At 71.3% G+C, this 12,336-nt stretch carries 11 protein-coding genes and 1 pseudogene; 7 read left to right on the forward strand and 5 right to left on the reverse strand.

All coding sequences use genetic code 11. The features are described from left to right. A pseudogene (locus LOY02_RS06315) lies at positions 1-826 on the reverse strand (serine--tRNA ligase); the annotation flags it as partial. A 289-nt stretch (positions 827-1,115) separates the two neighbouring features. Between LOY02_RS06315 and thrS the strand changes: the two are divergent. Genes thrS through LOY02_RS06340 form a run of 5 tightly spaced genes read left to right on the forward strand, consistent with a single transcriptional unit; the run spans position 1,116 to position 5,029 of the window. Continuing rightward, positions 1,116-2,471, forward strand: coding sequence for a threonine--tRNA ligase (thrS, locus tag LOY02_RS06320; RefSeq protein ID WP_317181487.1), 1,356 nt, complete (start codon positions 1,116-1,118; stop codon positions 2,469-2,471). 27 nt (positions 2,472-2,498) lie between these two features. Beyond that, positions 2,499-3,188 (forward strand): energy-coupling factor ABC transporter permease, encoded by a 690-nt coding sequence (locus LOY02_RS06325; protein WP_317181488.1) that lies wholly within the window; start codon positions 2,499-2,501, stop codon positions 3,186-3,188. Continuing rightward, positions 3,185-3,523, forward strand: a complete 339-nt coding sequence (locus LOY02_RS06330) for a PDGLE domain-containing protein (RefSeq protein ID WP_317181489.1) — start codon at positions 3,185-3,187, stop codon at positions 3,521-3,523. Before LOY02_RS06325 ends, LOY02_RS06330 begins: the two co-directional genes overlap by 4 nt. A 4-nt stretch (positions 3,524-3,527) precedes the next feature. Beyond that, entirely contained in the window at positions 3,528-4,292 is a 765-nt protein-coding gene (cbiQ, locus tag LOY02_RS06335) for a cobalt ECF transporter T component CbiQ (protein WP_317181490.1), read from the forward strand. Further along, positions 4,289-5,029: an ABC transporter ATP-binding protein gene (locus LOY02_RS06340; protein WP_317181491.1), complete on the forward strand. Its 741-nt coding sequence runs from the start codon at positions 4,289-4,291 to the stop codon at positions 5,027-5,029. The genes cbiQ and LOY02_RS06340 overlap by 4 nt, the downstream gene beginning before the upstream one ends. Before the next feature lie 133 nt (positions 5,030-5,162). On the opposite strand, the gene LOY02_RS06345 is transcribed toward LOY02_RS06340, so the two are convergent. From LOY02_RS06345 to LOY02_RS06360, 4 genes are all read right to left on the reverse strand, one after another. Then, positions 5,163-6,029, reverse strand: a complete 867-nt coding sequence (locus tag LOY02_RS06345) for an ABC transporter permease (RefSeq protein ID WP_317181492.1) — start codon at positions 6,027-6,029, stop codon at positions 5,163-5,165. Then, complete coding sequence (locus tag LOY02_RS06350; RefSeq protein WP_317181493.1) at positions 6,026-6,925, reverse strand: ABC transporter ATP-binding protein; 900 nt, start codon at positions 6,923-6,925, stop codon at positions 6,026-6,028. Before LOY02_RS06350 ends, LOY02_RS06345 begins: the two co-directional genes overlap by 4 nt. 207 nt (positions 6,926-7,132) lie before the next feature. Continuing rightward, positions 7,133-8,398: an endonuclease/exonuclease/phosphatase family protein gene (locus LOY02_RS06355; RefSeq protein WP_317181494.1), complete on the reverse strand. Its 1,266-nt coding sequence runs from the start codon at positions 8,396-8,398 to the stop codon at positions 7,133-7,135. A gap of 124 nt (positions 8,399-8,522) precedes the next feature. Continuing rightward, positions 8,523-10,004 carry an MFS transporter gene (locus LOY02_RS06360; protein ID WP_317181495.1) on the reverse strand — a complete coding sequence of 494 codons (1,482 nt, stop codon included), beginning with the start codon at positions 10,002-10,004 and terminating at the stop codon, positions 8,523-8,525. Positions 10,005-10,089: 85 nt separating this feature from the next. Between LOY02_RS06360 and LOY02_RS06365 the strand changes: the two genes are divergently transcribed. Then, positions 10,090-10,482, forward strand: coding sequence for a MarR family transcriptional regulator (locus LOY02_RS06365; protein WP_317181496.1), 393 nt, complete (start codon positions 10,090-10,092; stop codon positions 10,480-10,482). 153 nt (positions 10,483-10,635) lie between these two features. Continuing rightward, the gene (locus LOY02_RS06370) at positions 10,636-12,327 is read left to right on the forward strand and encodes an ABC-F family ATP-binding cassette domain-containing protein (RefSeq protein WP_317181497.1); all 1,692 of its coding nucleotides are present in this window, start codon (positions 10,636-10,638) and stop codon (positions 12,325-12,327) included. The last annotated feature ends 9 nt before the right edge of the window (positions 12,328-12,336 follow it).

Below are 12,336 nucleotides of genomic sequence, written 5' to 3' on the forward strand. Positions count from 1 at the left end.
AGGCCGACCACCCGGCATACCGCCTGGGCCCGGCCGACAGGTCGATGATCTCGTCGGCGTGATAGCCCGCCAGCGCCACCTCAGAGGTGCCGGTGAGGTAGAGGTCGTCGGCGTCGAGGTGGTAGACCTCCTCGACGTGGCTGTCGATGTAGCCCGCGCCGAGCATGATCTCCGGGCGCGCCATCGTCGGCGTGATCATCGGAGTGAACCCCGCCGCCGTGGCCTGGGCCATCGCGAGGTTGAGCACGGCGAGCTCGAGGAGGGCGCCGACGCCGGTGAGGTAGTAGAACCGCGCGCCGGCCACTTTTGCGCCGCGCTCCATGTCGATCGCCCCGAGGCGCTCGCCGAGCGCGAGGTGGTCGAGGGGCTCGAACCCCTCTGCCGCGAAGTCCCGCGGCGTGCCGACCGTCTCCAGGACGACGTAGTCGTCCTCGCCGCCGTGGGGGACGCCGTCGATGATGACGTTGCCGACCTGGCGCAGCAGCCGGGTGAACTCCGCCTCCGCCTCGTCGGCCATCGACTCGAGCGCCTTCACCTTGTCGCTGAGCTGAGCGGCCTTCGTGCGGGCGGCGTGCGCCGCGGCCTCGAGGTCGCCGGCGTCGTCGGCACCCGCCTTCTTCGCCCTCTGGAACGCCGCCATCGCCGCGCCGACGTCCTTGCTCACCGCCTTCTGCTCCGCGCGCAGTGCCTCGAACTCGCCGAGGGAGGAGCGCCGACGCTCGTCGGCAGCGAGGATCGCGTCCACGATCCCCGGGTCCTCTCCACGGGCCAGTTGCGAGGCGCGAACCCGATCGGGGTCGTCGCGCAGGAGCTTGATGTCGATCACGGCGCCAGCCTATCGGCGCCCGTATGCCGCTCACGACCGTGTTTGCCCAACGCGGGCACCGCACGTGGAGCGGTCGTGACGGGAGAAATCACCGTGACAGCCCTGGGCGGCCCCGCGGTACGGTGGTGACATGCACCTCGTTCAGCACACGACGACGCCGGAGACCTCCGGCGCCCGTCCGCTGCCCTGATCGAGACCCCGACCAGCACGCACCGAACGCCCCGGAGCCGACTCCGGGGCGTTCGACATGTCACGGCCGGCGGTTCCGGGCTCAGAAGAGGAGCCCACGATGAGACCTGACCACTCCGACCGCGGGAGCGCGGTCGACGACGTCCCCGCGCCGTCACGGCCTGCGCGAGCCGATCACCGCGAGCTCGGCCGCGCGATGCACATCTTCGCGACGGACGCGCTCGCCGGCGCCGGCCTGCCCCTGTGGCTGCCCGCGGGTGCGGTCATCCGGGCCGAGCTGGAGCGGCTCGCCAAGGACCTGGCCCATGCCGACGGCTGTGTCGATGTGTACTCGCCGGTTCTCGGCAAGCGCGCCCTCTTCGAGCGGTCGGGGCACCTGGCCAAGTTCGCGGACGACATGTTCCCGCCGATGCCCCTGGGCGAGGAGGAGGTCATGCTGCGGCCTGCGAACTGCCCACACCACGCCCTCATCTATGCGGCCACCCGCCACTCCTACCGCGAGCTGCCGATCCGTCTCAACGAGCTCGCCCCGATGTTCCGAGCGGAGCGGTCGGGCGTGCTCTCGGGACTCACCCGGGTGCGGCAGATCAGCCTCGACGACACGCACGTCTTCTGCCGTCCCGACCAGGTCGCGGCCGAGGCCGCACAGGCCCTTCGGACCGCCCTCCGAGCCCAGTCGATCCTCGGCCTTCCCGTCGACCACGTCCGGCTGTCCCTCCGTGACGACGGCGACGGGTGGCTCGGCACCGCCGAGCAGTGGGAGGCCGCGCAGGTCGCGCTGTCCGAGGCCGCCGCGGGCGTTCTCGCCGGTCACGACCTCGAGCTCGTGGCCGTCCCGGGCGAGGCCGCCTTCTACGGCCCGAAGCTCGACCTCCAGGTGCGTGACGACCGCGGCCACGAGGAGTCCATCGCCACGGTCCAGCTCGACTTCAACCAGCCGGAGCGGTTCGACCTCACCTACGACGGGGCCGACGGCGAGCGCCACCGGGTCGTCATGATCCATCGGGGGACGGTGGGGAGCATGGAGCGGGTCACCGCGTCCCTGCTCGAGCGCCACAACGGTCGGCTGCCGTTGTGGCTGTCGCCCGTGCAGGTCGCGATCCTCCCCGTGGGCGACGCCCAGGATGGTCCGGCGCACGCGCTGCGCGACGAGCTGGCCGGTCGGGGGCTGCGCGTCCAGGTCGTCCCGGACGGTTCCCTCGGCGCGAGGATCCGGCGCTCCCGCGAGCAGCGCGACGCGATCATCGCGGTGGTCGGCGCCGCGGAGGCAGCGCGGGGCGCGGTTCAGGTCACGGACGTGGCGGCGGGCTTCCAGGGCGTGGTGCCCGTGGCGGAGCTCTGTGCTGTGCTGGCCGACGCTCGCGACCGCCGGCTTGCGCTCGTCCCCTGGGGGTCGGCCCAGCCGACCCGGGCGAGCTCCGAGCTGTCAGCCACCGTCGAACACCACATGCGATGATGTCGCATCTGGCACTAGACTGCCGTCATGCACGTGCCCGACGGCTTCCTCGACGTCCCGACCTCCGTCGCGACTGCCGTCGTCGCGACCGCCGGAGTGGCGGCGGCCCTGCACGGCGCCCGCCGTGACCTCGACGAGCGGACCACACCCATCGCCGGGCTCGTCGCCGTCTTCGTCTTCGCCGGGCAGATGATCACCTTCCCCGTCGGTGCCGGCACCTCCGGCCACCTGCTCGGCGGTGCACTCGCGGCGGTGCTCGCCGGCCCGTGGCTCGCCACACTCGCACTGGCGGTCGTCCTCATCGTCCAGGCGTTCCTCTTCGCCGACGGTGGCATCACCGCCCTCGGCACCAACGTCGTCCTCATGGGGCTGGTCGGCGTCTGGGTCGGCTGGTTCGGCTTCCGCGCCGCGCAGGCGTTCCTCCCCCGGCGCACCTCGTCAGCGCCGTTGGCTGCAGGGATCGGCGCCTTCGTCAGCGTCCCCGCCGCAGCCGCCACGTTCGTCGCGCTCTTCGCGGTCGGGGGCCAGGCGGAGATCCCGCTGGGCTCGGTCCTCACCGCCATGCTCTCGTGGCACGCGCTCATCGGGATCGGCGAGGCCCTCATCACGGCCCTCGTCGTCGGCTCGGTCGTCGCGGTGCGACCCGATCTCGTCGCGGGCGCCCGGGACCTCGTCGGCGGACGCCCCCTCGAGATCCGCGAAGGGGCCGGCGCATGAGCACGCGACGCTTTGCCGTCCTCACCCTCGTCGTCAGCCTGCTCGTCGCCGGGGTCCTCTCGTGGTACGCCTCGAGCAATCCGGACGGGCTCGAGCACGTCGCTGAGACAGAGGGGTTCGCGCAGACGGCGCAGGAGCACGGCACCGCTGGGGGGCCGCTCGCCGACTACCGGACCGAAGGCGTCGAGGACGAGCGGCTCTCGGGCGGTCTCGCCGGCGTCATCGGGGTCGTCGCCACGGGCGTCGTCATGGGCGGCCTGCTCCTCGTGCTGCGGCGACGGGACCGGTCAGGCCCGGCCGACCCGCCCGACGTCGGACCGGTCGGGGACAGCTGAGCCGATGGGCGCCCCCCACGGCCATGCCCTCCACTACCACGGCCACTCCTTCGTCCACCGGCTCCCGTCGCACGTCAAGATCGTCACGCTCGTCGTCTACGTCCTCGCCGTCGTCGCCACCCCCCGCGGCGTCTTCTGGCCGTATGCCGCTCACCTCCTCGCGCTCGTTGCCGCGGTCGTCGTCTCGCGAGTCCCCTTCGGGCACTTGGCCAGGCGCATGGTCATCGAGGTCCCCTTCGTCGTCTTCGCCCTGGTCCTGCCCTTCGTGGCAACGGGGAGCCGGACGTCGATCGGGCCGGTCGAGGTGTCCCAGTCCGGCCTGGAGGCCGCTGGAGCCCTGCTGGCGAAGGGGACGCTCGGCGTCCTCGCCTCCCTCCTGCTCGCCGCGACGACCGAGGCCCGCGACATCGTGGCCGGCTTCGAGAAGCTCCGGTTGCCCCAGCCGCTCGTGCAGATCATGAGCTTCATGCTCCGTTACACCGAGGTGGTCGCCGCGGACCTCGGCCGGATGCGGGTCGCTCGTGAGTCGAGAGGGTTCCGCGCACGATCGGTGCGCCAGTGGCCGGCGCTCGGGGCGACGCTCGGCGCGCTCTTCATCCGTTCCTACGAGCGCGGCGAGCGCGTCCACCTGGCGATGCTGTCGCGGGGGTATACAGGCCGGCTGCCGACGCTCCGACCGCTCACCGCCACGGGGGCGCAGTGGGCCCTCAGCGGCATACTGCCCTCTGTGTCCGCTCTGGTGAGCGTGACTGCACTGGTGGCGCGATGAGCGCGCCGACGCTCGAGGTGCGCGGGCTGGCCTTCGCCTACCCGGACGGGCACCAGGCCCTCTTCGGCGTGGACCTCTCGGTGGCGCGGGGTGAGCGTGTCGCCCTCCTCGGACCCAACGGGGCAGGCAAGACGACCCTGGTCCTGCACCTCAACGGGATCCTCACCGCGGGAGCCGGCACGGTCACCGTGTCGGGCCTGCCGGTGACCAAGGGCAACCTCGGCGAGATCCGACGGCGCGTCGGGGTCGTCTTCCAGGACCCCGACGACCAGCTCTTCATGCCCACGGTGCGCGACGACGTGGCCTTCGGCCCGGCCAATCTCGGGATGCGGGGAGATGAGCTCGACGCCCGCGTCCGGCACGCCCTCGAGCTCGTGGGCATGGCCGAGTTCGCGGACCGGCCGCCACACCACCTGTCCTTCGGGCAACGGCGCAGGGTCGCGGTGGCGACGGTGCTCGCCATGGATCCCGAGGTCCTCGTGCTCGACGAACCCTCGTCGAATCTCGACCCGGCCTCCCGCCGCGAGCTCGCCGACATCATCCGGTCCCTCGACGTCACCGTCCTCATGGTCACGCACGACCTGCCCTATGCCCTCGAGCTGTGCGAGCGTGCCGTGGTCCTCTCCGGTGGGGTCATCGCGGCGGACGGCCCGACGAGGCAGCTGCTCGGCGACGCGGACCTGATGGCCCGGCACCGGCTCGAGCTGCCCTACGGCTTCACCGTCCCGACCCCGTGACCCGCCGGCCGCACCTCCGCGCCCGCCACAGCAACACACCCGGCACCTCGCAACTCACCACCGATATTTCGCGGTGAGTTCTCGATTGCCGGGTGTGTTGCGTCGGGGGTCGAGAGCTGCCGTCGGGTCTGGGCTACTTGACCTCGGCCCGGCGGAGCAGCCAGAGACCCGCGGCGAGCGGGAGTGCCACCCAGAGACCCACCGAGGCACCGAGCTGAGCCCACTGCTCCCCCGTCAACGAGCCCTCGAAGAGCGGCTGCATCGTGCGGTTCATGTCCAGCCAGCTCGCGGCCTCCTGGAGCCAGCTGACCAGGTCGCCGAGGATCGACCACGCCGACGGGAGGACGAAGTAGACGACGATCGCGGCGGGGGTGTTCTTGAAGAGCATGCCGAAGGCGACACCCTGGAGCAGACCGAGCAGGACGTAGCCGGCCGCTCCCAGCAGTGCGAGACCGTCGATCGACCAGCTGCCCTCGATGCCGCGGAGGGTGATGGCGGCCTGATGGGCTGCTGCCGCGAGCACCATGGCGGTCGCGAAGGCCGCGACTCCGACGACCAGCGCCCCGAGCGTCTTCGCGAACGCCACCCTGCTGCGCCGGGCCTCCAGACCGAAGGTCACGAGCCCGGTGCGCTGGGACCACTCGGAGGTCACCGCGAGGATCCCGACGATCGGCAGCAGGATCGCCATCGGCATCGTCGTCGTCTGGAGGTACATGCCGAAGGAGTGGTCGCCGCCGTTGTTGAAGAACATGATCGTCAGCGCGATGGCGATGATCGCGCCGATGCCGATGATGAGCCAGCGACCGGCCCGGGTGTCGAGCATCTTGCGCAGCTCGACGCCGAGGAGCCGCAGGAAGGGCACCCCTGCAGTCGGCCGCTCGCCCGGAATGCGGTCGGGGATCCGCGCGACCGTGGGGAGGGCGGACTCGGCCCTCGAGGAGATGACCGGACCGGCCGCAGCGCCGCCCGTGCTGTTGGCGGTGGTCGTCGTGGCGCTCATGCCGCCACCTCCTCGCGTGCCGTCGCGGCGGTGAGCTCGAGGAACATCTCCTCGAGGCCGCGGCTGTCCCCGGACCGCAGCTCGATGAGGGCGATGCCGGCGGAGGCTGCCGCCTGGCCGACGGTCATCGGCTCGGCGTCGACGTGCAGCCCGCCGGTCGTCGACCGGGTGACGGCGACGTCCTCGAGGGCCAGCGCAGCCTCGAGCGCGGCGTCGTCCGTGGACCGCACGAAGGTGCCGACACCGGAGAGCAGCTCGTCCTTCGTGCCCTGGGCGACGATCCGACCGTTGCCGATGACGATGATCTCATCGGCCACCCGTTCGATCTCGTTGAGCAGGTGGGAGCTGAGCAGCACGGTTCCGCCTCGGTTGGCGTAGCCGCGGAGCAGGTCACGCATCCAGCGGATCCCAGCCGGGTCGAGGCCGTTGGCGGGCTCGTCGAGGATGAGCACCTCCGGGTCGCCGAGGAGCGCGTGCGCGATCCCGAGGCGCTGTCGCATCCCGAGCGAGTAGTTGCGGACGCGGCGCGCGGCCTCCTTGTCGGTGAGGCCCACGAGGTCGATCATCTCGTCGACCCTCTTGCGGTCGACGCCCATCATGATGGCCCCCAGTGTGAGGACCTCGCGGCCCGTGCGGCCGGCGTGCTGGGCGGAGGCGTCGAGGAGGACGCCGACGTGGCGGCCGGGGTTGGGCAGGTGCCCATACGCCCGGCCGAGCACCGTTGCGGTGCCGGAGGTGGCGGGTGTCAGGCCGGCCATGATGCGCATGGCGGTGGACTTCCCCGCGCCGTTGGGGCCGAGGAAGCCGGTCACCTGGCCGGGATTCACCTCGAACGAGATGTCGTCGACGGCCGTGAAGGGTCCGTAGCGCTTGGTCAGTCGGTCGATCTGGATCATGGGGACCACCCTTCCGGACGAGTTCGGTCGAGCACATCCGTCATGAGCCTGATCCGACCCCTACTCGAGTCGTAGACGACCCTGAGAGCGGGTCAGGGTCGAAGCCGTGGAGGGCGGCGTTCCCGGGCTCGAGATCCACGCCGTATGCCGCTGGGCTCGGTCGCGCGACCGAGCCCAGCGGCATACGTGCTGGGTTGTCGTCCGCCGTCAGCGGTGGTGCGGCAGGCGCACGTCGACCCACACGAGACGGTGGTCGCTGGAGGGGAAGGGGAAGGTCCCCGTGAGCCGGGACAGCGGGTCGGCCCGGACCGGCCAGAAGACCCCGGCGTCGAGGATCCGCAGCGCCCTGCTCGGCAGGACGTAGTCGGCTCGGAGGTTGCCGGGGGCGGGATTGTCGTTGAAGTCGGCCGTGTCGTGGGCCGGGTCGCCCTCGTGGGCGAGGTTGGCTCCGCCCTGGAGCAGGCTGGCCTCGACGCCGCCCTCGCTCGACGGTGTCACGGACGTGTTGATCCGGGGATGGTTCAGCAGCGCCTCGATCGAGCCCTCGACGGAGTCGCCGTCGTGGGGGTCGGAGTTCTGGTCGCCGGCGATGACGAACAGCTCACCGGGCTTGAGACCGCCTGTCCCACCGTCGTCGTCGTAGATGTAGGCGGAGCGGGCGGGCGAGCCGATGTAGTCCGCCCAGAAGCGGATCTCGTCGTTGTTGCGTCTTCCGTTGCGGTCCTCCGCGCCGTCGAAGGTCGGCGGCGTGGGGTGGCTGACGAGGAAGTGCACAGTCCGCTTCCCGATCGAGACGGGCACGTCCCAGTGCGACTTGCTCGACAGGCGCAGGACGTCCTGCTCCTCGGACGAGTAGAACTCGGTGGGCATGAGGTTGCCGGGCATGTCCTTCCAGAGGAAGTGCTGGAACGTCCGGACCGCGTCGTCGACGATGGGGTACTTCGAGTAGACGACCATGCCGTACTGGCCGGGGAAGAACCCGAAGCCGAAGGCGTCGTCGGGTCCGCCCACGACACCGTCGTTGTTGAGGTCGTGGCCACTGGGGATGCCGGTGTTGGACGGCGCCACGAAGGAGTACGGGTACTCGACCGGGTCGGCGCCGTTCTGCGGGACCTCGAGGTAGTTCTCCCGGAAGAGGTCAGCCGCGACGCCGCCCTCGTCGTAGTCGAACTCGTTGACGAGCAGCACGTCGGGGCTGGTCCGCTGGATGATCTCCGCGACGGCCTTGGCCTGGGCGTTGTGTGGGGTCGACAGGTCGGTGACGAGCTGGCCGGCCATGTTGCGGTTGAGCGAGGCGTTGAACGTCGCGAAGCGGACCTCCATGTCGGGCCTCCCGAGAGCATCGGCCGGACCGGCCGACTGTGAGTCGGCCGGTCCGGCCAGGGCTGCGGGCGCGGCGGCGAGGCCGATCGCGGCGGTCGCAGCGGCCACGCTCGCTGCGAGGAGACGGGTGAGTCGAGGGCGCGTGCGCATGGTCCCACGCTAGGGCCGTCACCCTCTGGGCGACGGCACTAGCCGTGAAGTTCTCGTGAATCGAAGGTGCGGGCGCGCCGTGGAGGGCGTCGCGGCCCCCCGCCCTGTCCCGAGCCCTCGACCCTCAGTCCACCTCCTGGAGAACGGCCTCGACGCGGGGGAACCGCTGGCGCCGGAGCAGCATCCACGCGGAGATGAGCACGCCGACCACGGTGAGGCCGACGATGACCTGGAGACCGGCGTGGAGTCCGGTGAGCGCGGCCGCCGGCCCGCTGCCCGGGTCTCCGGCCCGACTGGCGAGCACGGCCGTGACGACGGCCATCATGATGGCCCCGCCGACCTGGATCGACGTGTTGACCAGCCCTCCGGCGAGGCCCTGCTCGTCGTCGACGACGCCTGCGGTCGCCTGTGCGTTGACCGAGGGAAAGGAGATCGCAAAGCCGGCACCGACGAGGAGCATGGTGGGTAGGAGCACGGCGGCGTAGGACAGGTCGAGATCGACGCGGAAGAAGAGCAGATAGCCGAGGAAGAAGGACGTCAGGCCGACACCGATGAGGATCTCGGTGCGGACCAGGTCGAGCAGGCGGTCGATGTGGACCGAGCTGAGGACGACGATGAGACCACCGGGGAGGAAGGCGAGCGCCATCGCCAGCGGCGACCACCCCAGGGTGTCCTGGAGGAAGAGCGTCACGAGGAACTGGAAGGCCGCGTAGGAGCCGAACATGACGGCCCCGGCGATGTTGGCGTGCACGAGGGACGGCGAGCGCAGGATGCCGAGTCGCACGAGCGGCTGCGGGTGGCGCAGCTCGGTGACGACGAAGGCGACGAGGAGGGCGAGCGCGAGCGTGCCGGACCCGACGGTGGCCGGGCTCGTCCAGCCTCGGCCCGGAGCCTCGACGACGGTGAAGACGGTGAGCAGCAAGCCCCCGGTCACGGTCAGGGCGCCGAGGAGGTCGAAGTCGCGGAGGCGGAAGGCCGGGACCGAGACTCGGGGCACGACGCGCCAGGCGAGGGCCACGATCGCGAGCGCGACGGGGCCGGGCAGGAGGAAGGTCGCTCGCCATCCGAGCTCGGTGAGCAGGCCACCGAAGACGAGTCCGAGGGAGAAGCCGCTCGCACCGGAGACGGTGTAGATCGACAGGGCCCGGTTGCGGGCCGGGCCCTCGGCGAAGGTCGTCGTGATGATCGAGAGGCCGGCCGGCACGGTGAAGGCGGCGGCGACGCCCTTGATGAACCGGAGCGCGATGATGGCGACATCGTGGCTGAGCAGGGCCGTGACGACGGAGGCGAGGCCGAAGACGAGGACGGCGACGAGGAAGACGCGGCGCCGGCCGAGGAGGTCCGAGGCCCGCCCGCCGAGGAGGAGCAGGCCGCCGTAGCCGAGGACGTAGCCGCTGACGATCCACTGCAGGGCGGCCGGGTCCATTCCGAGGTCGGCGCCGACGGACGGCAGGGCGACACCGACCATCGAGATGTCGAGGGCGTCGAGGAAGACGGCGCTGCAGAGGACGAGCAGGAGCATCCACGTCCTGCGGCTCCAGCCTCGGGAGTCGTCGACGAGCAGCGGGGTCTCCCGCGGCGGGGCAGTCAGTGTGGAGGAGGTCATGGCGGTCACTATGCATGCACATGCATATGATGCACAAGCAATTAATGCACAGACATCTTATGCACACGCGTCGTACCATGGGCTCATGGCCAAGCCCACCGATGACGAGCTCGCGGCGGCGTGGCACGACCTCATGGGTCGCTACCAGCGCCTCACCTGCACCCTCGATCGCGAGCTGGGCACTGCCCACGGCCTGTCCGCGAGCGAGTTCGAGGTGCTCCAGCAGCTGTTCCTCGCACCCGACGGGCGGCTGAAGATGGCCAGTCTCGGCGAGCGGGCCCACCTGACCCAGAGCGCCCTCTCGCGGCTCGTCACCCGCCTCGAGGCGGACGACCTCGTGGCCCGGACCTCCTGCCGGGACGACCGCCGCGCGGTCTTCGCGCAGATCACCGACGCCGGCCGCGCGCGCTACGAGGAGGCCAGGCCGACCCAGCGGCGCGTGCTGCGCGAGGGTGACTGCCCGGCCGTCCTCCGCTGACGGCTCCTCCGGGCATCTCCGCAACCCCCGTCAAGGCCGCCGGCGCGCCGCCTGAAAGTCGCTGGACGCCACGACATCTCGCGTCATAACGTCTGGTCTCGTGTGGATCTCCTGAGCTCCGAGCCCGCTCATCTCGCGACCCCAGGACCTCCCATGCCATCCCTGCTGACCATCGCCGACCTCGACGTCGCCTTCGGCGCACGCACGCTCTTCTCCGGTCTCGACCTCACCCTCGCCGACGGCGACGTCATCGCCGTCGTGGGCCCCAACGGGTCGGGCAAGTCGACCCTCATGCGGACGATCGTCGGCGAGCTGCCGATCGAGCACGGCTCGATCCACCTCGCCCCCCGCGCCACGACGATCGCCTGGCTCCCGCAGGTCCTTCCCGACCCCGAGGAGACGCTGCTCGGCTATGCCCGACGACGCACCGGGGTGACCGCTGCCGAGGTCGAGCTCGAGGCGGCCACAGCCGCCCTCGCCGCCGACCCGGACTCTGACCGTATACCGCTGAGCGCGGACCGCTACGCCCGTGCCCTCGAGCGGTGGCTCGCCCTCGCTGGCCCTGACCTCGAGGAACGGCTGCCGGCCGTCGCGGCGAGAGTCGGCCTCGACGTCGACCCCGACCGCCCCCTCGGTTCCCTGTCCGGTGGGCAGGCGGCACGCGCGTCCCTGGTCGCCGTACTCCTCAGCCACTACGACGTCCTCCTGCTCGACGAGCCGACGAACAACCTCGACGCCCGCGGCCTCGACCTCATGGCGGAGTTCGTGCGGTCGCACACCGGGCCGGTCCTCATCGCCAGCCACGATCGTCACTTCCTCGACGCCGTGGCCACCGGCATCGTCGAGCTCGACCTGCACCAGCAGCAGATCCGCCACTACTCCGGGTCCTACAGCGACTTCGTCGCCGAGCGCGCACTCCGACGCAGCCAGGCATGGGAGGCCTACGAGTCCTACGCGACCGCCCGGGACTCCCTCGTGGCCCAGGCCCGCCAGCGCCAGGGCTGGGCGGACCGGGGTCGGCGCAACGTGGCGGGCGGGTCCGAGCCCGACAAGCACATCCGCGAGAAGCACCGTGCGCGGGCGGACCGCCAGGCCGCCAAGGGCGCCCGGCTCGAACGGGCTGCGGAGCGCCTCGACGCCGTCGACCAGCCGCGCAGGGAGTGGCACCTGCGCTACGCCATCAATGAGGGGCGACCCTCGGCCGATGTCGTCGCCAGCCTCTCCGAGGCCACGATTCGGCAGGGGGACTTCGTCCTCGGGCCGCTGAGCCTCGTCGTCGGCCGGGGAGACCGGATCGGCGTCACCGGCGACAACGGGTCCGGCAAGACGACCCTGCTGTCCGCGCTCCTCGGCCGCGTGCCGGTGGCCTCCGGACGGCAGTCCCTCGGCGCGCGGGTGGAGGTCGGTGTCCTCGACCAGAAGCGACGTCTCCTCGACGATGACTGCGCCCTGCTCGACGTCGTGCGGCGCGAGCTCGGGCCGGCACGTGGGTCCGGGGGACCGTGGCCGGTCGCCGACGTGCGGACGCTGTTCGCGAAGTTCGGCCTCGGCGCCGACCACGTGGGCCGCCCGGCGCGCTCCCTCTCGATGGGCGAACGGACGCGAGCGCTCATGGCGCTCTTCCAAGGACGCGAGGTCAACACGCTCGTCCTCGACGAGCCGACCAACCATCTCGATGTCGAGGCGATCGAGCAGCTCGAGGCCGCCGTGGCGGCCTTCTCGGGGACGGTGCTCGTGGTCAGCCACGACGAGAGCCTGCTCAGCGGCATACGGCTGAGTCATCGGTGGCACGTCGGCGACGGCCGCGTCGAGGTCTCAACGGCGGACGCCGTCCTGCCGTCGTGAGCGCGCCTG

The sequence above is a fragment of the Intrasporangium sp. genome (assembly GCF_032907665.1).
In the GTDB taxonomy this organism is placed as follows: Bacteria; Actinomycetota; Actinomycetes; order Actinomycetales; family Dermatophilaceae; genus Intrasporangium.